General features: G+C 57.6%; 25 protein-coding genes. 11 read left to right on the top strand and 14 right to left on the bottom strand.

What is annotated here, in order from left to right; genetic code table 11:
• Positions 1-50: 50 nt before the first annotated feature.
• Positions 51-1,349 carry an adenylosuccinate synthase gene (locus WKI41_RS08895; protein WP_062425131.1) on the bottom strand — a complete coding sequence of 433 codons (1,299 nt, stop codon included), beginning with the start codon at positions 1,347-1,349 and terminating at the stop codon, positions 51-53.
• 221 nt (positions 1,350-1,570) lie between these two features.
• On the opposite strand from WKI41_RS08895, the gene WKI41_RS08890 reads away from it, so the two are divergent.
• On the top strand, positions 1,571-2,458 hold the full coding sequence (locus WKI41_RS08890; protein ID WP_340193268.1) for a DMT family transporter: 888 nt from the start codon (positions 1,571-1,573) through the stop codon (positions 2,456-2,458).
• A gap of 54 nt (positions 2,459-2,512) precedes the next feature.
• Here the strand turns inward: WKI41_RS08890 and WKI41_RS08885 are convergent, their stop codons facing one another.
• The 3 genes from WKI41_RS08885 to WKI41_RS08875 form a co-directional block, all read right to left on the bottom strand.
• Positions 2,513-2,752, bottom strand: coding sequence for a hypothetical protein (locus WKI41_RS08885; RefSeq protein ID WP_340193128.1), 240 nt, complete (start codon positions 2,750-2,752; stop codon positions 2,513-2,515).
• Between the two features lie 238 nt (positions 2,753-2,990).
• Entirely contained in the window at positions 2,991-4,097 is a 1,107-nt protein-coding gene (locus tag WKI41_RS08880) for a hypothetical protein (RefSeq protein WP_340193127.1), read from the bottom strand.
• 163 nt (positions 4,098-4,260) lie between these two features.
• The gene (locus WKI41_RS08875) at positions 4,261-4,857 is read right to left on the bottom strand and encodes a DUF1134 domain-containing protein (protein ID WP_306934887.1); all 597 of its coding nucleotides are present in this window, start codon (positions 4,855-4,857) and stop codon (positions 4,261-4,263) included.
• 334 nt (positions 4,858-5,191) lie between these two features.
• Between WKI41_RS08875 and chpT the strand changes: the two genes are divergently transcribed.
• Positions 5,192-5,851, top strand: coding sequence for a histidine phosphotransferase ChpT (chpT, locus tag WKI41_RS08870; protein WP_340193126.1), 660 nt, complete (start codon positions 5,192-5,194; stop codon positions 5,849-5,851).
• A 115-nt stretch (positions 5,852-5,966) separates the two neighbouring features.
• Here chpT and WKI41_RS08865 read toward each other — a convergent pair whose 3' ends face one another.
• The 3 genes from WKI41_RS08865 to WKI41_RS08855 all read right to left on the bottom strand — a co-directional run bounded on the left by WKI41_RS08865 (position 5,967) and on the right by WKI41_RS08855 (position 7,527).
• Positions 5,967-6,473, bottom strand: coding sequence for a GNAT family N-acetyltransferase (locus WKI41_RS08865; protein WP_340193125.1), 507 nt, complete (start codon positions 6,471-6,473; stop codon positions 5,967-5,969).
• Positions 6,474-6,581: 108 nt separating this feature from the next.
• On the bottom strand, positions 6,582-7,286 hold the full coding sequence (gene ctrA, locus WKI41_RS08860; RefSeq protein ID WP_306934020.1) for a response regulator transcription factor CtrA: 705 nt from the start codon (positions 7,284-7,286) through the stop codon (positions 6,582-6,584).
• Positions 7,267-7,527 (bottom strand): hypothetical protein, encoded by a 261-nt coding sequence (locus tag WKI41_RS08855; protein ID WP_340193124.1) that lies wholly within the window; start codon positions 7,525-7,527, stop codon positions 7,267-7,269. Before WKI41_RS08855 ends, ctrA begins: the two co-directional genes overlap by 20 nt.
• 204 nt (positions 7,528-7,731) lie before the next feature.
• On the opposite strand from WKI41_RS08855, the gene WKI41_RS08850 reads away from it, so the two are divergent.
• Positions 7,732-8,082 (top strand): flagellar export protein FliJ, encoded by a 351-nt coding sequence (locus WKI41_RS08850; protein WP_113225560.1) that lies wholly within the window; start codon positions 7,732-7,734, stop codon positions 8,080-8,082.
• 324 nt (positions 8,083-8,406) lie between these two features.
• On the opposite strand, the gene WKI41_RS08845 is transcribed toward WKI41_RS08850, so the two are convergent.
• Together WKI41_RS08845 and cysQ are read right to left on the bottom strand one after the other, a co-directional pair.
• Entirely contained in the window at positions 8,407-8,682 is a 276-nt protein-coding gene (locus tag WKI41_RS08845) for a DUF1153 domain-containing protein (RefSeq protein WP_340193123.1), read from the bottom strand.
• 358 nt (positions 8,683-9,040) lie between these two features.
• The gene (gene cysQ / locus WKI41_RS08840) at positions 9,041-9,817 is read right to left on the bottom strand and encodes a 3'(2'),5'-bisphosphate nucleotidase CysQ (protein ID WP_340193122.1); all 777 of its coding nucleotides are present in this window, start codon (positions 9,815-9,817) and stop codon (positions 9,041-9,043) included.
• Between the two features lie 377 nt (positions 9,818-10,194).
• Between cysQ and WKI41_RS08835 the strand changes: the two genes are divergently transcribed.
• The 7 genes from WKI41_RS08835 to WKI41_RS08805 all read left to right on the top strand — a co-directional run bounded on the left by WKI41_RS08835 (position 10,195) and on the right by WKI41_RS08805 (position 16,431).
• Entirely contained in the window at positions 10,195-11,097 is a 903-nt protein-coding gene (locus WKI41_RS08835) for a branched-chain amino acid ABC transporter permease (protein WP_340193121.1), read from the top strand.
• A 4-nt stretch (positions 11,098-11,101) separates the two neighbouring features.
• Complete coding sequence (gene livM / locus WKI41_RS08830; protein WP_340193120.1) at positions 11,102-12,496, top strand: high-affinity branched-chain amino acid ABC transporter permease LivM; 1,395 nt, start codon at positions 11,102-11,104, stop codon at positions 12,494-12,496.
• Positions 12,496-13,362, top strand: coding sequence for an ABC transporter ATP-binding protein (locus tag WKI41_RS08825; RefSeq protein ID WP_340193119.1), 867 nt, complete (start codon positions 12,496-12,498; stop codon positions 13,360-13,362). The genes livM and WKI41_RS08825 overlap by 1 nt, the downstream gene beginning before the upstream one ends.
• On the top strand, positions 13,362-14,087 hold the full coding sequence (locus WKI41_RS08820) for an ABC transporter ATP-binding protein (RefSeq protein WP_425341003.1): 726 nt from the start codon (positions 13,362-13,364) through the stop codon (positions 14,085-14,087). The genes WKI41_RS08825 and WKI41_RS08820 overlap by 1 nt, the downstream gene beginning before the upstream one ends.
• A gap of 254 nt (positions 14,088-14,341) precedes the next feature.
• Entirely contained in the window at positions 14,342-14,695 is a 354-nt protein-coding gene (locus WKI41_RS08815; RefSeq protein ID WP_340193118.1) for a DUF6867 family protein, read from the top strand.
• 116 nt (positions 14,696-14,811) lie between these two features.
• Positions 14,812-15,930 (top strand): branched-chain amino acid ABC transporter substrate-binding protein, encoded by a 1,119-nt coding sequence (locus WKI41_RS08810; protein ID WP_340193117.1) that lies wholly within the window; start codon positions 14,812-14,814, stop codon positions 15,928-15,930.
• A gap of 264 nt (positions 15,931-16,194) precedes the next feature.
• Positions 16,195-16,431 (top strand): hypothetical protein, encoded by a 237-nt coding sequence (locus tag WKI41_RS08805; RefSeq protein ID WP_296020134.1) that lies wholly within the window; start codon positions 16,195-16,197, stop codon positions 16,429-16,431.
• Positions 16,432-16,706: 275 nt separating this feature from the next.
• Here WKI41_RS08805 and WKI41_RS08800 read toward each other — a convergent pair whose 3' ends face one another.
• From WKI41_RS08800 to WKI41_RS08780, 5 genes are all read right to left on the bottom strand, one after another.
• Positions 16,707-17,240 (bottom strand): AAA family ATPase, encoded by a 534-nt coding sequence (locus WKI41_RS08800; protein ID WP_340193116.1) that lies wholly within the window; start codon positions 17,238-17,240, stop codon positions 16,707-16,709.
• Between the two features lie 154 nt (positions 17,241-17,394).
• A complete protein-coding gene (locus tag WKI41_RS08795) occupies positions 17,395-18,306 on the bottom strand; it encodes a response regulator (RefSeq protein ID WP_340193115.1) in 912 nt (303 codons plus the stop codon).
• Complete coding sequence (locus WKI41_RS08790) at positions 18,303-21,698, bottom strand: hybrid sensor histidine kinase/response regulator (protein WP_340193114.1); 3,396 nt, start codon at positions 21,696-21,698, stop codon at positions 18,303-18,305. The genes WKI41_RS08795 and WKI41_RS08790 overlap by 4 nt, the downstream gene beginning before the upstream one ends.
• A 115-nt stretch (positions 21,699-21,813) precedes the next feature.
• Positions 21,814-22,848, bottom strand: a complete 1,035-nt coding sequence (locus WKI41_RS08785; RefSeq protein ID WP_340193113.1) for a glutamine synthetase beta-grasp domain-containing protein — start codon at positions 22,846-22,848, stop codon at positions 21,814-21,816.
• A gap of 50 nt (positions 22,849-22,898) precedes the next feature.
• Positions 22,899-23,141 carry a hypothetical protein gene (locus tag WKI41_RS08780; protein WP_340193112.1) on the bottom strand — a complete coding sequence of 81 codons (243 nt, stop codon included), beginning with the start codon at positions 23,139-23,141 and terminating at the stop codon, positions 22,899-22,901.
• A 208-nt stretch (positions 23,142-23,349) separates the two neighbouring features.
• Between WKI41_RS08780 and WKI41_RS08775 the strand changes: the two genes are divergently transcribed.
• A complete protein-coding gene (locus WKI41_RS08775; protein ID WP_340193111.1) occupies positions 23,350-23,535 on the top strand; it encodes a DUF2735 domain-containing protein in 186 nt (61 codons plus the stop codon).
• Positions 23,536-23,694 lie beyond the last annotated feature (159 nt).

Genomic DNA, 23,694 nt, shown 5'->3' with positions numbered 1-23,694 from the left:
CGGTAAAATGCCGGCCCGATATGGGTTATGAAGACTGATTGCCGAGGACATTAGTCCTCAAATGGGTCAGTCACAAGTATGGTGTCGTCACGCTCCGGGCTGGTGGACAGCAGGGCCACGGGCGCGCCGATCAGTTCTTCGACCTGACGCACATATTTGATCGCCTGGGCCGGCAGGTCCGCCCACTTGCGGGCACCGACGGTCGATTCCTTCCATCCCTCAAGGGTGATGTAGATCGGCTCGACGCGGGCCTGTGCGCCCTGGCTTGCCGGAAGGTGATCGATCTCCTGACCATCGAGCTTGTAGCCGACGCAGATCTTTAGTTCGTCCAGGCCGTCCAGAACGTCGAGCTTGGTGAGCGCAATGCCGGTAATGCCGTTGGTGGCGACCGACTGGCGCACCAGCGCCGCATCGAACCAGCCGCAGCGGCGCTTACGACCGGTAACGGTGCCGAATTCATGGCCCTTTTCGCCAAGGAACTGGCCAATTTCATCGTGCAGTTCGGTCGGGAAGGGGCCTTCGCCGACGCGCGTCGTATAGGCCTTGGTGATGCCGAGGATGTAACCTAGCGAGCCCGGGCCCATGCCGGAACCGGCAGCAGCCTGGCCAGCCACGGTGTTGGACGAGGTCACATAGGGATAAGTGCCGTGGTCGATATCGAGAAGCGACCCTTGAGCGCCTTCGAACAGGATGCGCGCGCCAGCGCGGCGCTTCTTGTCGAGCAGCAGCCAGACGGTTTCGCTAAACGGCAGAATGCGATCGGCGATCGAGGTCAGCTCTTCCATGATGGTTTCATGCGCCACTTCGGCAGCACCAAAGCCGCGACGAAGCGCATTGTGGTGGGTCAGAATGCGATCGACCTTGGCGGAAAGCGCCTCGCGGTCTTCCAGATCCATGACGCGGATGGCGCGACGGCCAACCTTGTCTTCGTAAGCCGGCCCGATGCCGCGGCGGGTCGTGCCGATCTTGGTGCCGCTGTTGGAAGCAGCATCTTCGCGCATGCCGTCCAGTTCGCGGTGCAAGGAGAGGATAAGCGTGGCGTTGTCGGCGATGCGCAGGTTCTCGGCCGTGACCTTGACGCCCTGAGCTTCCAGACGGCCCATTTCCGCAATCAGCGCGTGAGGATCAACCACCACGCCATTGCCGATGACAGCAAGCTTGCCGGGACGAACGACGCCGGAAGGGAGCAGGGACAGCTTGTAGCTGACGCCATCAATGACAAGCGTATGACCGGCATTGTGCCCACCCTGATAGCGCACGACCACGTCGGCGCGCTCGGAGAGCCAGTCAACAATCTTACCCTTGCCTTCGTCGCCCCACTGCGAGCCGACCACGACTACATTCGTCATTTCTTGCTTTCCTGCTCATGGCGCCAAGGAGCGCCCCTAACTCAAACCCGCAAATCTATACTGCGTTGTTTTGCGGAAAGCGACCCTGTTTATGCAGCGGAATTTTGCTTTTGTAGGATAATTGTGCCCATCCTATGGCTGAAAAGCGTGCAACCGCTCTTGCGAAGCGGGTGGGCCGAGTGCAGAAATCGGGCACGTATTCGAATGAAAGTTCTGTGCCCGTGCCCTCCAGAGCCTATCTCGTCCTCACCATTGCCGCATTGTGCTGGGGTGGAAATGCCGTCGCGGGCAAGCTTGCCGTCGGCCATATCAGCCCGATGGTGCTGACCTTTCTGCGTTGGGTGGTGGCCGTCGTCATCATCGTGGCGATCTCCTTGCCGCAACTGAAACGCGACTGGCCGGTCGTCAAAACGCGGCTGCCCTATTTCTTCATCCTCGGCACGGTCGGTTACACCTGTTTCAACGCAGCGCTTTATTCCGCGCTGAAATACACAACCGCCATCAATGCTGCGGTCATCCAGGCCGTCATTCCAGCGGTCATCTTCGTCTTCAACTTTGCCCTGTTCCGCACAAAGGTGCTGGCAGTGCAGATCATCGGCTTCATCCTGACCATCTTCGGTGTTGCGCTTCTGGCATCACGCGGCGATCTGATGTCGCTCATCCGGCTGGAGTTCAATCCGGGCGATGCGATCATGCTGCTCGCGGTGCTGGCCTATGCGATCTACACCGTCATCCTGCGCTGGAAACCGGCCGTGGATTGGCGGACGTTGATGGCCATTCCGGCAACGGCCGCTCTTCTCACCTCCATCCCGCTGATGGGGTGGGAAGTCTTGAGCGATCAGGCTATCTGGCCCGAAGCGAAGGGGTGGGCGATTGTTCTTTACACCGCGCTCTTCCCGTCACTTGTGGCGCAGATCTTCTTCATCAAGGGCGTGGAGGAGATCGGACCGAACCGCGCCGGGCTCTTCATCAACCTCATTCCCGTATTCGGCACGTTCTTATCGGTGATGATCATCGGCGAGACACTACACCTCTATCAGATCATCGCGCTGCTGCTTGCACTTGGCGGCATTGCAGTCGCCGAACGAAAAAAGCCGCCTGTCGGTTAAGCCTTGGATGCCAGACGACGGGCGGCAGTCGGTCATGAATATTTTGAAAGCAGTTCAGCGCAGCTTTTCGAACTGGTCGAAGCGCTGGAAGTAGAAGTCGAGCGAAGCGATCGCGGCCTTGCGCTCAATGTCGACTTGCTCGCCCTGTCTGATCGATGGGGCCGATGCAATGAGGTTGCGCTCGATGGTGGCAAAGCTTCGGGCGAGGCCGCCGGGACCTGCCGCGTCAGCATGGCTTGCGATGGATGCGATAACGATGCCGCACAGCGCGGCTGCGAAAAGCTTCTTCAACATGTCTTACCCCGTTTCGTGGCCGGCTTGCCCGCCGGTTTCTTTTGCGCTTCGGTTACCGGGCCGGTTTTTTCTTTTGTTGTCCGGCCTCTGTTGAAGACGACACTACGGGGCAAAATTTTCGGGGCGTTTAAATCGATCGGTACAATTTTATCGGTCTTTATTTTTAATGCGGCTCATCGCATTTTTTTTTGGCGATGTCGGCCGAGAACAGCACGATTAGACGTATTCATGCTTGGTTTTACGCGTTCTTCTGGCGTGCCAAGAGTTCGCTGGCACGGTTTGCCAGGCTTTGGCGGCCTGCGGCGCTCTCGGCATTTGCGATGAGGGCGGGGATGGGAGAGCTGTCGCCTTCCTGGGCGGCCGTCAGCGCGATCATGCGTGCGGCGATCTGGCCGATTTCCTTGCGGATCGCCTCGTCGTTGGTATCGCCCTTGACGTTCAACAGGCGCTCGGTCAGCGCCGTGCCCTGATTGCGGATATCGTCTATCTCGCGCGAGAGCCGTTCCGGATTCTCATCAGCGGTTTCAGACGATGCAAGCGCAACGGGAGTAACATCCGGTTCATCCTTGATGCCGTTGGTGCCAGCCATGCGCTCCTTCAGACGGGCGATTTCCTGAGCGCGGCGTTCCAGCAGCATTTCACTGTCGGCATTGCGCGCCATTTCCTTGGCCAGCTGATCTTCAAGCCGCGCGATCTTGCGGCTTTCGCGGTTCATATGCTGGGCGGTCTCGCGCGCCTTGGCTGCCGCTTCGTCCAACTGGCGCGTGATGTCTTCCCGCTCCTTGCGCCAGGAGGTCGACTTGGTCTTTGCCTGCTCCACTTCCAGATCGCGGGCCGACAGTGCGATCTTGAGATCGTCCAGCTCGCGCGAAATTGCACCAACGCGCTTGGTGAGATTGGAGATTTCCTGGGTGCGGACAATCGCCGTTTCTTCGGCGTCGTTCAGCTTGGTCGTCAGCCGTGCGACGGCATCCTCGTGACGGCGGGCCTTGGCGCGCAGATCGCCGGCCTCTAGCGTCATCTGCTCCAGTTGCAGCTTCAACTCGCGGGTTTCAGCGAGAAGCCGTCCGGCATCGCCTTGTGCCGCTTCGTTCTTGAACTTCAGCGACAAAGCCTTTTCCCGCTCGGAATCCAGTTCCTGACGGGTACGGGCATTCTCAGCCGCATACAAAGCACGCGCCATATCTTTTTGCGCGCGCACCTCCTGCGGGCTCATCGGCATCGTCGCACGCAGTCTCTTCTCGGTGTAGGAGACGATACGCCGGTGGATCGCGGGCGAGATCAACGAGACCAGCAAAATTGCGCAGAGGAAACCAAGGCCGAAAATAAGGGCGTACTCAATCACGCGTGGTCGTCTCCACAGGAAGCGCCACGGGTCGATCACCCAGAATGGCAGCTCATTTCATCGTCGCGGCGCAGACTGTCATTGCAATCTTGCGCCAGGCGGTCATCGCCTTACACGCTCATCGCGTCAGAGGAGCTTAATACAAAAGGAAGCGGCTGACGAATCAGAAAGGATTCCAGGTGGGCTGCGGGGTGAGCTTGAGATAGCCCACATTGATGCCGAGGCGCGCGCCGATGCCGGTGCGGATCGGGGCGATGGTCACGTCACTGTTTTTCAGAACCGTCATGCCAACGCCGGCAACGATGAAGGCCGAGCCGCTGACGCCGCCATAACGACGATAAAGCGCATTGACGGAGGGGAGGTTGTAGACCAGCATCATGGCACGTGTGCCCTGGCCGCCGTAATCGAGACCGAGCGATGGGCCCTGCCAGAACACCGGGTGCTGACCGGCATTCTTCGTATATAGCGTGCCTTCGCCATAGGTAAGGCCCGCGACGAAAGCACCGGATCCTTCCTGGCCAAGGATGTAACCGTTCGGCAGACCATATTGCTGGAACGCACGCTCCACAACCTTCGCAAGTCCGCCCGTCGTCTCGCCGAAGAAGCCGTGACCGGCATCGACAATTTCCTGGATGGTGTATTGATCGCTGCTTTGTGCCGATGCCTGCGCAGCCGACAAAGACAGGCTCGCAAGGATCACGAAAATCTTTACCAGTCCGAGGCGTGCGATGGTGCGGAGTTCGTTAAGTCGCATCGTCAGTTCCGTCCGTCTGTTTGTTACCATTGCCGTGTTAAGACATTTGGCATTTTGAGACCATGATATTAACAATCGGTTTACCAAATATGGTGTCATTATGGCTTAGAGCGTTTCCTTGCTAAATGGAATCGGTCCGACGAAGCACGTTTTCGACAGGACGTATTTATTTAACAAGGAAAAGCTCATAGAGCGCCGGGCGTTCCTTTTTGGAATACTCAGGACGCTCTACTGCTTCTTGAGTCTACGCATCGGGCTTTCTGAACATGGATTTTGTTTTGGGCCGATGCTTTAGCAATTTTGACAGGGTCCGCGCTCTATCCGCGCAGGAGAAAAATTTATGACGGCAAAATTCAAAATCTCGCTCTCCGGCCCGGATCTGGCGGCACTTTTGTGCAGCCGGGTGTGCCACGACGTCATTTCGCCAGTCGGCGCCATTAATAATGGTCTGGAACTCCTCGACGAAGGCGGCACCGATGCCGATGCACTGGATCTTATCCGCACCTCGGCGCTGAATGCTTCGGTCCGCCTCAAGTTCGCCCGCCTTGCCTTCGGTGCATCCGGCTCTGCCGGCGCGTCGATCGACACGGGCGAGGCCGAAAAGGCTGCCAAGGATTTTGCCGCTGCCGAAAAGAAGGTGGAAGTGACCTGGTCCGGTCCGCGCGCCATCGTCGCCAAGAACCGCGTGAAGCTGCTGTTGAACCTCTTTCTCGTGGCCTACGGCGCGATCCCGCGCGGTGGCAACGCAGATATCGTCCTTGAAAACCCGGAAGGCGATGCCCGCTTCGAGATTACCGTGAAGGGCCGCATGATGCGCGTGCCTGCCAAGTTCGCAGCGCTCGCCGAGGGCACGGAAGAAGAGGCGATCGACGCCCATTCCGTTCAGCCTTACTACACGCTGCTTCTGGCCGAAGAAGCGGGCATGAAGATCGAATACAAGGTGCACGAAGACCGCGTGGTCTTTACGGCCTCCATGGCTGAGGCTGCTGAAGCGGCCTGATTGGAGTGATGCGTGGGCTGCTGTGGAGGTGGCCCATTTCTCATGAGGGTAGAAACGTGAGTGGCTTCAAGGCTGTTGCCCCGTTACCGACATTGCGACGCGCTTCTTCGGCTCGTCAGAACCGCTTCACCATCACCTCGTTGGCATAGGACTGGTCGCCGATCCGGAACGCGGTCTGACCATCCTGCGTGAATCCAAGACGATGGTAGAAGACGATGGCGTCTCTATTCTCGCTATTCACGGCGAGCCACACGCCTTTGTATCCTTTTTCACTGCAGAGCCTAAAGGCCTCGACAAGAAGTCGTTTGCCGATGCCTTTTCCCCTGTGCTGCGGCTGAACATAAAGGGTTGCGACTTCTGTCTCAGGGCCGTTTTCGATAGGGGCGGGGCTCTTGACCGTGACGCGCACGAAGCCGTCGATGCCGTCTCTATTGTCGGAAACCAGGATGATTTCATTCTCATCCTCGATGAGCGTCTCGAATTTACCCACAGTGAAGGCTGAGAGTGCGTAATCGGCGAAGAATTTCGACACGCCGTTTCTCAGATAAGTGCCGATCCAGACTTCGATGGAGAGTGCGGCAAGGCTTGAGGCGTCGTCTTTAGAGGCTTTGCGAATCGCCATGGCTTTGTCTTTTCCCGTGCTCTCGCGGTGTCGCAAAAAACAAAACCCGCCGTTTGCGCGGCGGGCTTGTCATGACAATCATGCTTGGGAGGCATGTCGAGGAGATAATCAGGCAGTCTCGAGATATTCGGTGTTGCCATCCGGCTCGCGAAGCACGTAGCCGCGGCCCCAGACAGTTTCGATGTAGTTTGCGCCGCCTGCTGCATTTGCAAGCTTCTTGCGCAGCTTGCAGATGAATACGTCGATAATCTTCAGTTCGGGCTCGTCCATGCCGCCATAGAGGTGGTTGAGGAACATTTCCTTGGTGAGCGTGGTGCCCTTGCGGAGCGACAGCAGCTCCAGCATCTGGTATTCCTTGCCCGTCAGGTGAACGCGCTGGCCGCCGACTTCAACAGTCTTGGCATCCAGGTTGACGATCAGCTCGCCGGTGGCGATGACCGACTGGGCGTGACCTTTGGAACGGCGAACGATGGCGTGGATGCGGGCAACCAGCTCATCCTTGTGGAACGGCTTGGTCATGTAATCGTCGGCGCCGAAGCCGAGACCGCGTACCTTGTCTTCGATGCCAGCCATGCCCGACAGGATGAGGATCGGTGTCTTGACCTTCGAGAGACGCAGCGTTCTCAAGACCTCGTAACCGGACATATCCGGCAGGTTGAGATCGAGAAGGATAATATCGTAATCGTAGAGCTTTCCAAGGTCCACGCCTTCCTCACCGAGGTCGGTCGTGTAAACGTTGAAACTTTCCGACTTCAACATCAGCTCAATGCTCTGAGCCGTTGCGCTGTCGTCTTCAATAAGTAGAACCCGCATAATTATCCCCTTTGCCGCCCGCGGTTGGTAAATGAATGCCTTTGCGCGATGCGGATCCAGTCGTTGCCTGATTTGCAGGCTGCCACCAAATGGTTAACAAATTCTTCTCTCCTTTGGCAAGGTATGCAGAACTTATTAAATAATTCGGGCACTCTGCTGTTTTTGAACGTGAATCCTTCATCGCCAAACATGAACCAACAAATGAGGAAAACCCCCTAAGTGATTCAATCGACTCTTGCATTGTCGTGCCCAGTGGTTTTTTGGGCTTGGCATTTACCGACCCTTAAATGATCTCCCTTATCATTAACGATGCCCGTAAATGAAAAGTTAACAGCGCAGTTTTTTTATTAATGGCGGGTAACTTTTAAGAATCATTCCGGCACAGCCGGAATGGCGGGTTGGTTCCTGTTTGAACCGGGGTCTCGCTATCCATGGAGTATTGAGTATGAAGTCGCGTGACAGCCTAGTTCGCCTGAAGGAATTTCAGGTCAACGAAAAACGTCGTCAGTTGCAGCAGTTGCAGTCGATGATGTCCGAATTCGAACGGATGGCCAAGGAATTGGTCCATCAGATCTCCCTTGAAGAAAGCAAGTCCGGCATTACCGATCCCAGCCACTTCGCCTATCCAACCTTCGCCAAGGCCGCGCGACAGCGCGCCGACAATTTGCAGGTTTCGATCCGCGAGTTGAAGATGCAGCAGGAAGCTGCCGAAGCTTCTCTGGAAGAAGTGCAGGCTGAATACGATAAGGCCGCAGCCCTGGAAAACCGCGATACCGCGGTCCGTGCCCGCGCCTGACGCCTACGCGTTAACAAAGGCGCTTTGATTTGACGTCATTGACGGCGGCCAGCTGATCAGGAGGCTGCTTTCAATGACGCTGTGCTTTGACCTGAAAAATGACAATCCGCTTGGCTGATGCCAGGCGGATTTTTTTGCACCCTAATCTTTGTGGTGATTGATCGAGTGCACGCACAGCGGGCAGCGACGAGATTGTCGGTCGCGAAAGGGGAGGGCCTAAGCCTAAAATAAGAAAAGCGCCACGCCGTCCCGCATGAGCGAGATGGAGTGACGCCGAACTCTGTGGCATATCGGGCGCTCGATGGAGCGCCTCTTCTGCCTGCCTTAGTGGCGATACTGCTGAATGCGCGTGGTGCGCAGACCGGCAAGACCATGATCTGCAATCGATGCCTGCCAGGACAGGAACTCTTCTACCGTCAGCGTATAGCGCTCACAGGCTTCTTCCAGGCTCAGAAGACCCCCGCGCACGGCGGCGACGACTTCAGCCTTGCGGCGGATGACCCAGCGACGGGTGTCGGCTGGTGGCAGATCGGCAATCGTCAGAGGGCTGCCATCGGGACCGATGACATATTTAACTCGTGGGCGTATCATTTCGGTCATTGGACACTCTACACAAACTCAAGACCATATGCTGGGCACTTTAGGGGCGTACCTTTAAAAAATACCTAAGCGTGCAGAGATAATTTATTAATAATTTGAATGATTTCGCTGGGTTTGTTCGTGCTTTGCGGGACATCAGCCCCAAATTGGGTGCTTTGGCGCTCACTGAATTGCCAAAAAAATTTTGTCGCAAAGGCTTTGAGATGGGCCCGCTGGCCGGGGCGGCAGCCCGCGCTGTTGAAACTTGGTCTTTGCCACTCTGTTGAGTGCGCGATCGCCATGACGGCGGACTGCTGACTCGCGACGTCGCAAGGAAGATCAATGGGTTCGCTCAAGTGGCGGTAGGCCGGGCGGGCGGTTATCGCGGGGGCGCGCCCCAGGCGATGAAATCGGGGTTTGCCAGCATGTCGTCATTGCTGCGGTCGATTTCGTAGCGCAGCGGAAGACCGGCCATGTCGAGCGTGATACCGCCTGCGGCCCGCAGGACCGCATCGCCTGCTGCCGTATCCCACATCATGGTGCGGCTGAAGCGTGGGTAGACGTCGGCGGCCCCTTCCGCCAGCATGCAAAATTTCAGCGAAGAACCGATTGAGATGCTGTCGATCAGGCCGTTTTCCGCAACGAAGGCTTCGGTTTTTGGTGTGCAGTGGGAGCGACTGATGACGGCAACCGGCATGGGCGGTTTGGCGCGGCAGCGAATGGGGTGGTTCGATACACGCTCGAATTCACCGGAAATGAAGAGCTTGCGCGCTGCCTCTTTTTCGCCCGTCCACGCCACACCAAGCGCCGGCGCATAGACAACGCCGAGCACCGGCGCGCCATTTCTGATAAGGGCGATGTTGACAGTAAAATCCTGCTTGTCCGAAATGAATTCCTTGGTGCCGTCCAGCGGATCGACGAGGAAGAAATCGCCGTCGATGTCGGGCACATGGCCCGTTGTGGCTGACTCTTCGGCAACCACAGGAATGTCAGGGAAGTCACGCGAGAGGGCTGAAAGAATGACCTCCTCGGCGCGTTCATCGGCTTCGGTGACGGGAGAGCAGTCGTTCTTATAGGTAACGTGCGGGCCGGCGGCGTGAACCGCCATGATTTCCTTGCCGGCACTCAACGCCGCCGCAATCAGACTTTCCAGCATTTCCATTCCTTCAGAACCCCGCAGCACCCGAAGCCCTTCTGCTGCAAGGCTTCCTGTCATCAAGAGAGGCGATCAGATGAAGGTTGGTTACGCCTGAAGCGGGCGCCGGTCAAATATATCTATTTGGGAATGAAGTGGGCCCACCCTGCGATTAAAATTTCGGGCTTAACTGCCGCTTTCCTCATCTTTCTGATGTCGATTGCAGCAATCCGTGGGTCAACATTAAATTTTGTGCATATTTCTCCCTTTTTGGCTTCACATTTTTACCGAACGCGCTAAGGGTTTGCGTCAAGAGGGACAAAAACAGCAATGAGAGCCCTCAGTAAGCAACATAAACGAGGTACGTTCCGCATCGAGAACGCGCCCGGGGGAAAAATATGGAGTATTTTATCCAGCAGCTCATCAACGGGCTGACTCTTGGATCGATCTACGGCCTCATCGCTATTGGCTACACGATGGTCTACGGTATCATCGGCATGATCAACTTCGCGCACGGCGATATTTTCATGCTTGGCGGCTTTGCCGCACTGATCGTCTTTCTCATTCTCACATCCTTCATTGCAGGCCTTCCCGTCGCCGTTCTTCTGTTGGTGATGATGGTTGTTGCCATGCTGGTGACGGGCCTGTGGAACTGGGCGATCGAGCGCGTTGCCTATCGTCCGCTGCGCGGCTCGTTCCGCCTTGCGCCGCTGATCACGGCGATCGGCATGTCGATCGTGCTGTCGAACTTCATTCAGGTGACGCAGGGTCCGCGCAACAAGCCGATCCCGCCCATGGTCACCGAGACATATCATTTCGGCGCGATCACCATTTCGCTGAAGCAGCTTCTCATCGTGGTCATCACCTCGGTTCTGCTGTTTGCCTTCTGGTACATCGTCAATAAGACCCCTCTCGGCCGCGCGCAGCGCGCCACAGAGCAGGACCGCAAGATGGCCGCACTGCTCGGCGTCGACGTTGACCGCACGATCTCCGTCACCTTCGTCATGGGTGCAGCGCTCGCAGCCGTCGCCGGTACGATGTATCTGATGTATTACGGCGTGGCCTCGTTCAATGACGGATTTATCCCTGGCGTGAAGGCCTTTACGGCTGCGGTTCTGGGCGGCATCGGCTCACTTCCTGGCGCTGTTCTCGGTGGTCTTTTGATCGGGCTTATCGAGTCACTCTGGTCGGCTTATTTCTCCATCGCCTACAAGGACGTGGCCGCCTTTGGTATCCTGGCTTTCGTGCTGATATTCAAACCGACTGGCATTCTGGGCCGTCCGGAAGTCGAGAAGGTTTAAGCACATGGCAAATATTCCTTCCGACAACGCCGCTGAGCAGGACGTCATGGCAAGAGCGGTGAAGGAGGCCATCATTGCTGGCTTCGTTTCCCTCGGCATGTTCCTGCTTTATGTCGGCATCGTTACCTATCAGGACATCAACAACCAGCTGGTCTGGGGCACGCGCTGGGGGCTTCTGGCGATCTTCGTCGCTGTCGCCGCCATCGGCCGCTTCGTCGTGGTCGGTGTCATCGAGCCGCATCTCGATCGCCGCAAGCTCGCCAAGTCCAAGGCTGGCATTCTGGAAATCTCCGAGGAAAAGAACTTTTTCCACAAGCATTTCCTGAAATTCGCGCTGGTTCTGCTGCTGCTTTATCCGGTCATCGCCGTTTATTTCAAAGGTGCGCAGGGTTCGCTGATCTTCGTCGACAACTTCGGCATTCAGATCCTCATCTATGTGATGCTGGCCTGGGGTCTGAACATCGTCGTTGGCCTTGCCGGTTTGCTCGATCTTGGCTATGTCGCCTTCTACGCGGTCGGTGCCTATTCCTACGCGCTGCTATCCAGCTATTTCGGCCTGTCTTTCTGGGTGCTTCTGCCGCTTGCCGGCATTCTCGCCGCCTTCTGGGGCCTTATTCTCGGCTTCCCGGTACTGCGCCTGCGCGGTGACTATCTTGCCATCGTCACGCTCGCGTTTGGCGAAATCATCCGGCTTGTGCTGTTGAACTGGACGGATGTGACCCGCGGAACCTTCGGTATCACCGGCGTTGCCAAGGCATCGATCTTCGGCATCTGGTCTTTCGATGTCGGTGCACCCAACAACTTCGCCAAGGCTTTCGGCCTGCCGATGTCGTCGGGTTACTACAAGATCTTCCTCTTCTACGTGATTCTGCTTCTGTGCATGCTGACGGCCTACGTCACCATCAAGCTGCGCCGCATGCCGATCGGTCGTGCCTGGGAAGCGCTGCGTGAAGACGAAATCGCCTGCCGCTCGCTCGGCATCGATACGGTCAAGACCAAGCTCACCGCCTTTGCAACGGGTGCGATGTTCGGTGGTTTTGCCGGTTCGTTCTTTGCTGCACGTCAAGGCTTCGTTTCGCCGGAAAGCTTCGTCTTCCTGGAATCGGCAGTGATCCTTGCCATCGTCGTTCTCGGCGGCATGGGCTCGCTGACCGGTATCGCAATTGCTGCGGTGGTCATGGTGGGCGGTACCGAACTGCTGCGTGAGATGGAATTCCTCAAGCACGTCTTCGGTCCGGATTTCACACCGGAACTCTATCGCATGCTGCTCTTCGGTCTTGCCATGGTCATCGTCATGCTGTTCAAGCCTCGCGGCTTCGTCGGCTCGCGCGAACCCACGGCCTTCCTGAAAAAACGCAAGTCTGTCTCCGGCAGCTTCACCAAGGAAGGTCACGGCTGATGGCTTCCGGAAACACTGCGATGAACAAGAATACCATCCTGAAGGTCGAACATCTGTCGATGCGCTTCGGCGGTCTGATGGCGATCAACGACCTTTCTTTCGACGTGAAGCGCGGCGATATCACCGCGCTGATCGGCCCGAACGGCGCTGGCAAGACCACCGTGTTCAACTGCATCACCGGCTTCTACAAGCCGACGATGGGCATGATCACCATGGTGCGCAGCAATGGCGAGGAGCATCTGCTCGAGCGTCTGCCGGACTTCGAAGTCACCAAGAAGGCCAAGGTTGCCCGTACCTTCCAGAACATCCGCCTGTTTTCCGGCCTGACGGTTCTGGAAAACCTGCTGGTGGCCCAGCACAACAAGCTGATGAAGGCATCCGGCTACACCATCCTCGGTCTGCTCGGTCTTCCGGCCTATACGCATGCGGCGGAAGCCTCAATCGACAAAGCCAAATACTGGCTGGAGAAGGCCGATCTCATCGACCGTGCCGACGATCCCGCGGGCGATCTTTCCTATGGTGCGCAGCGCCGTCTGGAAATTGCCCGCGCGATGTGTACAGAGCCTGAGCTTCTGTGCCTCGACGAACCGGCTGCCGGTCTCAATCCGAAGGAGTCGCTGGCGCTCAACACTCTTTTGCGCGGCATTCGCGACGAAGGAACTTCGCTGCTTCTGATCGAACATGACATGTCGGTCGTCATGGAAATCTCCGACCACGTCATCGTGCTCGAATATGGCCAGAAGATTTCCGACGGCACGCCTGATCATGTGAAGAACGATCCCAAGGTCATCGCCGCCTATCTGGGTGTCGAGGACGATGAAGTGGAAGAAGTGATTGCAGAAGAACTCCACGGGGGAGCGGTCTGATGTCTGAAGCTCTCCTGAAAATCCAGGGCGTCGAAACCTATTACGGCAATATTCGCGCTCTTGCGGGCGTGGATGTGGAGGTGAAGAAGGGCGAGATCGTCTCGCTCATCGGTGCCAATGGTGCTGGCAAGTCCACCCTGATGATGACGATCTGCGGTGCGCCTCAAGCCCGCAATGGCGAAGTCATTTTCGATGGTGAGGATATCACCCGCCTGCCGACGCACATGATTGCGCGCAAGCGCATTGCCCAGTCTCCCGAAGGCCGCCGGATTTTTCCGCGTATGTCGGTGCTGGAAAATCTGCAGATGGGCGCCAATCTCGATAACTTGAAGTACTTCAAGGAAGACGTCGAGAAGGTCTTCACCATGTTCCCCCGCTTGAAGGAACGCCAAAGCCAGCGCGGCGGTACGCTTTCGGGTGGTGAGCAGCAGATGCTGTCGATTGGCCGTGCATTGATGTCGCGTCCGAAGCTCCTGCTTCTCGATGAACCGTCTCTCGGTCTCGCCCCTCTGATCGTCAAGGGCATTTTCGAGGCGATTAAGAAGCTCAACCAGGAAGAGGGGCTGACCGTCTTCCTCGTAGAGCAGAACGCATTCGCGGCCTTGAAGCTGTCAGACCGCGCTTATGTGATGGTCAACGGCAAGGTGACGATGAGCGGTTCCGGCAAGGAGCTTCTTGCCAATCCGGAAGTGCGTGCAGCCTATCTCGAGGGCGGCCGTCACTGACGATCAAACCAGTGCGGGGATCGCTGATCCCCGTCCTTTGACAAGGCGCAAAAAATTTCATGATTTTGTGCCGGTGCCCACGAAAAAATGCTTGCTTTCGAAGGCGTTGGGCGCAAATCTGCTGAGAGCCTGTCAGACTGCATAGCTGGTTTGGCGGATCAAAAACAAACAATAAAGCTTGCCGGAAAACGGTCGAGCGAAACAGAAAACAGGATCGTTTGCCTTTCGTGGCGGCGGTGCTGATTGGGGAAAAGATGCAGGGCCTTTTTTTCGAAACCGATAGTGGCGTTCGCTATGTCTTGCGTGGCCTCGTCGTTCTTCTCGGCTTCTGGACCGCCTGGCGCACAGGCAAGTCCGTTGCCGATGGCTGGGGTCAGTATCCGCAGGTGGTGATCTACTCTCTGCTTCTGGGTTGCGTCATGCGCTTTTTGCACTACGCGCTCTTTGCCGGTCCCTTGTTGAACGGCTTCTACTACCTGATCGATGTCGTGGTTTTGCTGGCCTTCGCAACGGCCGGTTTCCGCATCCGTCGGACCAGCCAGATGGTCGATAATTACTACTGGCTCTACGACCGGACATCGGCATTTTCCTATAAGAAGAAAGATTGACAGACGGGTTTTTCTGAAATCAGAATTCCCTCCTGAGAGGAACAGCCTGGACAGATAATTTGGGTGCTGGACAGGTCGAGAAAACCAACCCAATCAAAGGAACTGGGAGTAACATAATGAAGAAGTCTCTTCTTTCCGCAGTTGCGCTGACCGCCATGGTCGCGTTCAGCGGTTCGGCATGGGCTGATGTCCTCATCGGCGTTGGTGGTCCGCTGACTGGCCCGAACGCCGCTTTCGGCGCTCAGCTCCAGAAGGGCGCAGAGCAGGCCGCAGCCGACATCAATGCTGCTGGCGGCATCAATGGCGAGAAGATCAAGATCGTTCTCGGCGACGACGTGTCCGACCCCAAGCAGGGCATCTCGGTTGCTAACAAGTTCGCAGCTGATGGCGTAAAGTTCGTCGTTGGCCACTTCAACTCCGGCGTCTCTATTCCAGCGTCCGAAGTCTATGCCGAAAACGGCATTCTCGAAGTGACGCCTGCTGCAACCAACCCGGTCTTCACCGAGCGCGGCCTGTGGAACACCTTCCGCACCTGCGGCCGTGACGACCAGCAGGGTGGCATTGCCGGCAAGTATCTTGCCGACCACTTCAAGGACGCCAAGATCGCCATCATTCACGACAAGACGCCTTACGGTCAGGGCCTTGCCGATGAAACCAAGAAGGCTGCCAACGCCGCTGGCGTAAAGGAAGTCATCTATGAAGGCATCAATGTCGGCGACAAGGACTTCTCCGCCCTCATCGCCAAGATGAAGGAAGCTGGCGTTTCCGTTATCTACTGGGGTGGTCTCCATACCGAAGCCGGTCTGATCATTCGCCAGGCGAAGGACCAGGGCCTCAAGGCAACGCTCGTATCTGGTGACGGTATCGTTTCCAACGAACTGGCTTCGATTGCTGGTGACGCTGTTGAAGGCACGCTGAACACCTTCGGTCCTGATCCGACCCTGCGTCCTGAAAACAAGGAACTGGTCGCGAAGTTCAAGGCTGCCGGCTTCAACCCTGAAGCCTACACGCTCTACTCCTATGCTGCCGTTCAGACGATTGCAGAAGGTGCAAAGGCTGCCGGTTCTCTCGACGCTGAAGCCGTTGCTGCAGCGCTGAAGAAGGGTACGTTCAAGACCGTTCTCGGCGACATTTCCTTCGACGAAAAGGGTGACCCGAAGCTTCCTGGCTACGTCATGTACGAATGGAAGAAGGGCCCGGACGGCAAGTACAGCTACTTCCAGCAGGGCATGTAATCTGCTCTGTCAGCCTGAGATTGATGAAGCCCGGCAGCGATGCCGGGCTTTCTTGTTTCAAGGGGTATGCGATGGATCTCACCGTCGCTCAGATCCCCATGATCCATCGAGGGACAAGCGCCTGGCTTTCGACGGGGAGGAGACTGCGCGTCAGAAAGTCTGACTCCAGTCCTTTCAATCACAATAATTTAGAAAAATGTGATGATGAGCGGAACTGCCTGCGTTGCGCCACGTTTTCTGCGGCCTCAATTCAGGAGTTCATCAATGAAAAAGCTTGTTGTTTCCGCAGTCCTCGCCGCCGCGACTTTCTTCTCGGTGACGGCACCATCCTTTGCTGAAACCGTGACGGTAACGACGACGCAGCGCGTCATGCGCGAGCCAGTGCGCGAAGAGTACCGCCCTCGTCACTACCGCCACGCACCGCGCGACTGTTTCGTCAAGAAGGAACGCATCCGCCGCCACGGCGAGATCATCGTTCGCAAGACCCGCGTCTGCCGCTAATAGCATCGCCTGTTCTCCCTTCCGACGCGTGTCGGAGGGGAGGCTAGGTGCAGTACTGTTATTTGTTGGGTGGCAGTATAGCGGCGAACGGAGTTTCGCCTTTTTTCGTGGGCGGGCGGATGTCTTGGAAGCACCCCCTCTGTCCTACCGGACAGCCTCCCTCCTGGGATTATCGGCCGAGTCGCGCTGCCCATTTCTAGGTTCGACGAAAGACGAGATCCGCAAAGCTCGTAAGACTTCTGGCTTCAACAAAAGCGTAGCCTTTTGAGCCACTCTTAAGTGCCTTGAAGCGTGTTCAGAATGAATTCCACACGGTGATCAACGTCCGTCCTTGGCAGGATGAAGACGTCATATCCCAGATCGTCGTAATCGCGGCGCAGCCGCTCATACTCCTCGACCGCGTCCTGAAATCCGTGGCGGCGTTCGTTGTCGGTCACGTAGATTTCCGGCCAGGGTGGCGTCAGGAAGACTATCCTGGCGTAGCGACATTCGGTCCGCAGTCTCTCGTACCAGTGGTCGTCGCCCAGTTGGCGAAGTCCGGAGGCGGCGTCGATCAGGCTACGGTCGAAGATTGAGATGCCTGGTTTTTCAAGAGCGGCTGCATAGTCCCGTTCCGCCATCGCAAGCACTCGCTGCAGGAAGGCTTTGAGATCGAGCCACGGTAGGGCCGTCCCTTCCACTTTCAGTTGTTCTTCGACGACGCGTCGGCCCGGTTCTTCCACCGTGGCGAAACCACGTTTTGAAAGCTCCGAAAGGAGGGTGGATTTGCCGCCGCCGGAGCAGCCGGACAGGATGACGAGTTTGGCCATGTGTTGATCCTCAATACTTAAGATGGGTGCGGCCCTGTGCTGATCACGCGTCATGCGGCAGCGCGCGACAGAGCGTGATGCTGTGGAGAGGTGGAGCCTCCCAGATCCGCTGTATAAATCAAGGGGTTACGCTGAGACAGGCGGCTCGCAGGTCTCAGCTATCGTGCAGCACGTGCGCTGCCTTCACGGCGGCGGAGGCGCGGTTTTCGACGCCGAGTTTGACGTAGATCTGTTCCAGATGCTTATTCACCGTGCGGGCTGAGAGGCCGAGAATCTCACCGATATCACGGTTGGATTTGCCTTTGGCAATCCAGACCAGCACTTCCGATTCCCGCATCGTCAGCGAGAAGCGGTCTCGTAGAAGAGCATCGCCGGATTTCTCGTTGGCGGTGGTAAGGCGGAAGAGGTATTCGTCGGCGCCGACTGCGCCCAGAAATGTAAATTGCAGCGAGGGGCGCTCAGCGTGGGTAATGACGAGCGGCGTATCCCGGCTCGTGTTCTGCGCCATCCATTCGCCGATCGTGCGCGAGACGATATCGAGGCCATCATTGCTGCCGGTTGCGGCGTTAATGAGGCGCGTTGCCTGCGGCGTCGACCAGAGGATCGCGCCATCGGCACGTACGGCCAGAAGGTGGCGGCCGGCGGCATCCAACGCCACGCGCGCGCTCTGGGCCGAGCGGGCGTTGGAGAGGTGAACGCGGAGCCTGGCGCGCAGCTCGTCAATATTGATGGGCTTGCTTAAGTAATCCACGCCACCGCATTCCAGCGCGCGCACGACGTGCTCGGTTTCGGTCAAGCCCGTCATGAAAATCACTGGCACCTGCGCCACGGCGGCGTTAGCTTTGAGCCGCAGGCAGGTTTCGAAGCCATCCAAGCCCGGCATGACGGCGTCGAGCAGCACGAGATCGGGGGTGACGCGCTCGACAATGTTGAGCGCCGCCTGGCCCGAGGTGGCGATCAACACCGAGAAGCCGGACTGTTCCAGCGCTTCGGTTAAGAAGCCGAGGGCTTCGGGGCTGTCGTCCACCAGAAGAACGATATCGCGGGGCTGCAACGAGCGGTTCATCCGTGTCCGTCCTTTCTGTCGAAGGCCTGCAGATAATCGGCATAGCCGGCGAGGTCAAAAGCGCGCACGAAGCGGCGGGCTTCTTCGGTGAAGGCGAGATTCCCAGGTTCGGCCGCAAGACTATCGAGCTTGGCCTCAATGCCGCGAATATAGCCGATTTCACCGAGAGCAATCAGATCCTGCAGATGAGCCGGGGCCGGTGCCTGAATGGCGCTCGTCTTCGAGTTATTCTGGGCCAAGGAAACCGGCGGCAGGTCGGTATCATAAACCCACTGCAAGCCAAGATGCACCGCAAGTCGGTCGCAGAGCTTGCGGATATCGACCGGCTTTGCCAGCGTGTCATTATGGCCATCCGTATCAGCGCCGATGATGGCCGTATCGCCGATATTGGCCGATAGCATGAGGATGGGGGCGGTCTGCCCTGCGTCACGCAGCCTGTCGACCAGTTGCCAGCCGCTCATGCCCGGCATGGAAATGTCGACCAGGAACGCGTCCGGTTGCATCGCCTCGATCAGCGCCAGGCAATCCGGCCCGCTCTGCGCCGTCAGCACGATGAAATCGAGCGGCGAGAGCACCTCCATCATCAGGTCGCGGTGATCTTCATTGTCATCGACAACGACGATGGTGCGGCGTGGGCCGGCATAGGAGACGATCTTCTTTTCCGGTGCGAGTGCAGTACTGGGGCGATCGACGGAGGAGAGCATCAGCCGCACGCGGAAGGTCGAGCCGACATCCTTCTCGCTTTCCACCGAAATCTCGCCGCCAAGCGTATTGGTGAGAAGCTGCGTGATCGTCAGCCCAAGGCCAAGCCCTGGCATGGGCTTGATGCTTTCGGCCTCGCCGCGCTGGAAGGGCTCGTAGATGCGGCCAAGATCCCTTTCCGCAATGCCGCGTCCGGTATCAGTGACGGTGAAGGTGGCGACCTGGCTACGATAGATGACATCGAAGCTGACAGTGCCCTCGTCGGTGAACTTGATGGCATTGGAGAGCAGGTTGACGAGGATCTGGCGCAGGCGTTTCTCGTCGCTGCGCACATACTGCGGCAAGCTCCTTGCCCGCTCGTGACGGAAGGTCAGACCCTTGGCCTGCGCCTGCGGGCGGAACATATCGACGATCTGGTCGAGGAAGTCCTGAATGTTGATTTCGTTGGATTGCACCTGGAGCCGTCCCGCCTCGATCTTGGAGATATCCAAGAGGCCGTCGATCAGGCCGGAGAGGTGATCGGCGGAGCGGCGGATGACCTTGATGGCAGACTGGCGGGGTGGCGGGATGGTTTCGTCCCGCTCGAGGATCTGGGCGTATCCCAACACGGCATTCAGCGGCGTGCGCAGTTCGTGGCTGAGCCCCACTACATAGCGGCTCTTGGCGCGGTTGGCGGCTTCCGCCGTTTCCTTGGCGTATTGAAGCGCGGCATCGGTCTTCTGGTGGGCGGCGATTTCCTTCAGAAGCAGCGTGTTCTGTCGCGACGATTCTTCCTCCGCAACCACGCGGCTGTCATGGGCGAGGACCAGAAACCAGCAGACGATGCCGGCAATCACGGCAAAGACGAAGAAGACAATAAGGATGGTGCGGTTGACCACATCCGCCGTCGTTGGTGTGCCGGTGCCGACCTGATGGGCGATCAGCGCCAGGATGGCGCCGATGGCTGCCACTGCGAGTGCTGCGGAGATGGCATAGCGGCCAAGCCGGGTCGCAAGTTTTGCGACAAGCTGTTCCGGCAGGAAAGTCTTCGCCACCTGGGCCGTTTGATAATTCAGCCTTGCTTTCGGCTTGCACATATCATGGCAGCGGCTGTCCAGCGAGCAGCAGAGCGAGCAGATCGGCCCCGCATAGGCGGGGCACCAGGCCATGTCTTCCGGCTCGAAAGGATGTTCGCAGATGGAGCAGGTGATGCTTGAAAGCTCCTTCCATCTCTGGCGCGGTTTGCGGGCGAGATAGAATTTGCCCTTCGTGCCCCAGGCGATCAGGGGCGAGGCGATGAAGGCGACGATCAGGGTGATGTAAGGCGCCAGCGACGCGGCCAGTGTGCCGAAGAGGCCAAAATGAGCGGTCAGCGCGATCGTTGCTGAAAGCGTCATTGCGCCGACGCCGACAGGATTGATGTCGTAGAGATGGGCGCGCTTGAACTCGATGCCGAGCGGGGCAAGACCGAGCGGCTTGTTGATGAAGAGATCGGCGGAGATGGTGCAAAGCCACGCCATGGCAACAATGGAGAAGATGCCGAGCGTTTCTTCCAGCAGGCGATAGATGCCAAGCTCCATCAGAAGCAGTGCAATCGCCACATTGAAGACCAGCCAGACGACGCGGCCAGGGTGGCTATGGGTCAGCCGCGAGAAGAAGTTCGACCAGGCGAGAGACCCCGCATAGGCATTCATCACGTTGATCTTCAACTGCGACACGACGACGAAGGCCACCATCAGGATCAGCGCTGCATTATGGTTCGGGATCATGTAGCCGAAAGCGGTCAGATACATTTGCGAGGGGTCGGCGGCGCGATCCACCGGCACGCCGGAGGACAGCGTCAGCACCACCAGGAAGCTGCCCGCCAGAAGCTTGGGCACGCCCACCAGAACCCAGCCGGCACCGGCAAGAAAGACTCCGAGCTTATGGCGCCATTTGCTCTGGCCCTCTGCGGGCAGGAAGCGCAGGAAATCCACCTGCTCGCCGATCTGTGACATCAGCGCCAGGATGACGGCAGAGGCCGCGCCGAATTCGATGAGATTGAAGGGCGCGTTGTCTCCGGTTTGCGCGGATGCGTGATGGATGCCGGAGAAGGCCAGCCACAAATCGAATTTCTGCCAATCCATCAGGGCGATGAAGATGAAGGGCAGGACATTGAGGACGATCCAGAAGGGCTGGGTCAGGATCTGGAACTTGCTGATGAGCCGTACGCCATGGGTGACGAGCGGAATGACCATGACGGCCGAGATGATGTAGCCGATCCACAGCGGAATGCCGAGCGCCAGTTCCAGCGCGCCGGACATGATCGATGCCTCGATGGCAAAGAGCATGAAGGTGAAGGCGGCGTAGATCAGCGAGGTGATGGTCGAGCCGATATAGCCGAAGCTTGCGCCGCGCGTCAGAAGATCGATATCGACGCCGTGGCGGATGGCATAGCGGCTGATCGGCAGGCCGACGAGCAGCATGGCGATGGCGGCAGCAACAATGGCGAAAAAGGCGTTGGTGGTGCCGTAGGAGAGGGTGATGGCGGCGCCGATCGCTTCCAGCGCCAAAAATGAAATCGCGCCAATGGCGGTGTGAGAAATGCGGCTGGAGGAGAATTGCCGGGCGCTCTTGGCGGTAAATCGCAGCGCATAATCTTCCAGCGTCTGGTTCGCGACCCAGCGATTGTATTCGCGCCTGACGGGGATGATGCGTTGTCGTGCGGCCATGCCAGTGTTTCATAGCCTCCAGTAAAATGTCTTGCGATCTTGAAGACCACCGTGCCCGCCAACGGCAGACAGAAAAATGGCGTCGCCCGGATCGAGCGACGCCATTTGTTTTCGATTAGGCAGCAGCCGACTTTGCCGTCGGGACTTCTGCGATCGTCTTCAGAACGACGGAAGCGATCTGGTATGGGCAGCCCTGGGAGTTCGGACGACGGTCTTCGAGGTAACCACGATAGCCGTTGTTGACGAAGGAGTGCGGAACGCGGATCGACGCGCCACGGTCTGCAACGCCGTAGGAGAACTTGTTCCAAGGAGCGGTTTCGTGCTTGCCGGTCAGGCGCAGGTGGTTGTCCGGACCGTAAACGTCGATGTGCTCTTTCCAGTTCTTTTCGAAGGCAGCCATGAGGGCTTCGAAGTATTCCTTGCCGCCAACTTCGCGCATGAACTTGGTGGAGAAGTTGCAGTGCATGCCAGAGCCGTTCCAGTCGGTGTCGCCGAGCGGCTTGCAATGGAATTCGACGTCGATGCCGTACTTTTCGCAAAGGCGAAGAAGCAGGTAGCGAGCGATCCAGATCTGGTCGGCGGCACTCTTGGAGCCCTTGCCGAAGACCTGGAATTCCCACTGGCCCTTGGCCACTTCGGCGTTGATGCCTTCGTGATTGATGCCTGCTTCGAGGCAGAGGTCGAGGTGCTCTTCAACGATTTCGCGAGCGATCGAACCAACATTCTTGTAGCCGACGCCGGTGTAGTACGGACCCTGCGGAGCTGGGTAGCCCTGCTCAGGGAAGCCGAGCGGACGGCCGTTTTCGTAGAAGAAGTATTCCTGCTCGAAGCCGAACCAGGCGCCTTCGTCGTCGAGGATCGTTGCGCGGCTGTTGGACGGATGCGGGGTAACGCCATCGGGCATCATGACTTCGCACATGACGAGCGCGCCGTTGGTGCGTGCAGGATCAGGGTAGATTGCGACTGGCTTCAGAACGCAGTCAGAGCTGTGGCCTTCGGCCTGCATGGTGGAGGAGCCGTCAAAGCCCCAAAGCGGAAGCTGCTCGAGTGTCGGGAATTCATCGAATTCCTTGATCTGGGTCTTGCCACGCAGGTTTGCTACCGGCTTGTAACCATCCAGCCAGATGTACTCGAGTTTAAACTTAGTCATTACGAACCTCTCATGGGTTAAGATGCGAAGCCTTGATTGTTTTCGTCCGGTCACCGGTGGAAAACGCTCTCGCTTTCAAGGGCTGCCGATAGATATGCATGCGCCGTGCCAGTTTGCGCCAGCGGTAGAATCGATGCTTCATTTTCTTCTGGTGAGGAGGCTGCCGAACCCCTCAGTACGGCAAATTGCGCGCTCGTGACACAAACAGAGATTTCGCGAATTTTGAGAATTATGAATGCTTTATGAAGCGAAATCGGCTGATTTTCTGCCGAAACTGTAGGCGGCAGGGTCATTCTGAATGTTTTTTCACCCGAAAGCGCGAATTTTGTGTGATTAGCTGCATAAAGACTATTCGATTAACCCATGCGCAAAGAGCGTGCCTAAAAAATAGCCTTTGTGATATTTTTTTAAGCGAATGGGGTGAATTTAGACTTTCTATCGGCTATACTCAGGAACGAAGCATGGTGCTGAGGTGTTTTGACTGGAAGAAAAGAGGCCGTCATGAGAACCGAACCCAATATGGAAAGTGCCAAGATCTATCAGTTCCCTATCGGAGGCCGTGCGGGCCACCGGGGCGTTCGAAAGGAAGCATCGATCCATTCCGTTCAGTCTGATGCTCCGCGGGTGGATTTCGATAGCTGGTACCACCAGGAAGCGATTGCCGAGGACGAGAAACCCCATAATTGAGGTTTCTCGAAGCTTCTCTCACTTGTTACCCTGACCTTGCGTCAGTCACCCCCTAACGATGTGCTGGTTTCGCCACCCCACCTACGTCAAACGACGTATACGGTTTCGCCGAAGCGAGTCCGATAGTCCCCCTCAACAGCGGTTCACCATGCCGCTGAG

The organism is Agrobacterium larrymoorei (genome assembly GCF_037722385.1).
GTDB lineage: Bacteria > Pseudomonadota > Alphaproteobacteria > Rhizobiales > Rhizobiaceae > Agrobacterium > Agrobacterium larrymoorei_C.
This window is presented reverse-complemented; position numbering and strand designations above follow the sequence as displayed.

What these genes read in the sequence shown, in the direction of transcription:
- WKI41_RS08895 (WP_062425131.1), bottom strand. Translation starts at nt 1,349, where the DNA reads ATGACGAATGTAGTCGTGGTCGGCTCGCAGTGGGGCGACGAAGGCAAG.
- WKI41_RS08885 (WP_340193128.1), bottom strand. Translation starts at nt 2,752, where the DNA reads ATGTTGAAGAAGCTTTTCGCAGCCGCGCTGTGCGGCATCGTTATCGCA.
- chpT (WP_340193126.1), top strand. Translation starts at nt 5,192, where the DNA reads ATGACGGCAAAATTCAAAATCTCGCTCTCCGGCCCGGATCTGGCGGCA.
- WKI41_RS08865 (WP_340193125.1), bottom strand. Translation starts at nt 6,473, where the DNA reads ATGGCGATTCGCAAAGCCTCTAAAGACGACGCCTCAAGCCTTGCCGCA.
- ctrA (WP_306934020.1), bottom strand. Translation starts at nt 7,286, where the DNA reads ATGCGGGTTCTACTTATTGAAGACGACAGCGCAACGGCTCAGAGCATT.
- WKI41_RS08855 (WP_340193124.1), bottom strand. Translation starts at nt 7,527, where the DNA reads ATGCAAGAGTCGATTGAATCACTTAGGGGGTTTTCCTCATTTGTTGGT.
- WKI41_RS08850 (WP_113225560.1), top strand. Translation starts at nt 7,732, where the DNA reads ATGAAGTCGCGTGACAGCCTAGTTCGCCTGAAGGAATTTCAGGTCAAC.
- WKI41_RS08845 (WP_340193123.1), bottom strand. Translation starts at nt 8,682, where the DNA reads ATGACCGAAATGATACGCCCACGAGTTAAATATGTCATCGGTCCCGAT.
- cysQ (WP_340193122.1), bottom strand. Translation starts at nt 9,817, where the DNA reads ATGCTGGAAAGTCTGATTGCGGCGGCGTTGAGTGCCGGCAAGGAAATC.
- WKI41_RS08835 (WP_340193121.1), top strand. Translation starts at nt 10,195, where the DNA reads ATGGAGTATTTTATCCAGCAGCTCATCAACGGGCTGACTCTTGGATCG.
- livM (WP_340193120.1), top strand. Translation starts at nt 11,102, where the DNA reads ATGGCAAATATTCCTTCCGACAACGCCGCTGAGCAGGACGTCATGGCA.
- WKI41_RS08825 (WP_340193119.1), top strand. Translation starts at nt 12,496, where the DNA reads ATGGCTTCCGGAAACACTGCGATGAACAAGAATACCATCCTGAAGGTC.
- WKI41_RS08820 (WP_425341003.1), top strand. Translation starts at nt 13,362, where the DNA reads ATGTCTGAAGCTCTCCTGAAAATCCAGGGCGTCGAAACCTATTACGGC.
- WKI41_RS08815 (WP_340193118.1), top strand. Translation starts at nt 14,342, where the DNA reads ATGCAGGGCCTTTTTTTCGAAACCGATAGTGGCGTTCGCTATGTCTTG.
- WKI41_RS08810 (WP_340193117.1), top strand. Translation starts at nt 14,812, where the DNA reads ATGAAGAAGTCTCTTCTTTCCGCAGTTGCGCTGACCGCCATGGTCGCG.
- WKI41_RS08805 (WP_296020134.1), top strand. Translation starts at nt 16,195, where the DNA reads ATGAAAAAGCTTGTTGTTTCCGCAGTCCTCGCCGCCGCGACTTTCTTC.
- WKI41_RS08800 (WP_340193116.1), bottom strand. Translation starts at nt 17,240, where the DNA reads ATGGCCAAACTCGTCATCCTGTCCGGCTGCTCCGGCGGCGGCAAATCC.
- WKI41_RS08795 (WP_340193115.1), bottom strand. Translation starts at nt 18,306, where the DNA reads ATGAACCGCTCGTTGCAGCCCCGCGATATCGTTCTTCTGGTGGACGAC.
- WKI41_RS08790 (WP_340193114.1), bottom strand. Translation starts at nt 21,698, where the DNA reads ATGGCCGCACGACAACGCATCATCCCCGTCAGGCGCGAATACAATCGC.
- WKI41_RS08785 (WP_340193113.1), bottom strand. Translation starts at nt 22,848, where the DNA reads ATGACTAAGTTTAAACTCGAGTACATCTGGCTGGATGGTTACAAGCCG.
- WKI41_RS08780 (WP_340193112.1), bottom strand. Translation starts at nt 23,141, where the DNA reads ATGACCCTGCCGCCTACAGTTTCGGCAGAAAATCAGCCGATTTCGCTT.
- WKI41_RS08775 (WP_340193111.1), top strand. Translation starts at nt 23,350, where the DNA reads ATGAGAACCGAACCCAATATGGAAAGTGCCAAGATCTATCAGTTCCCT.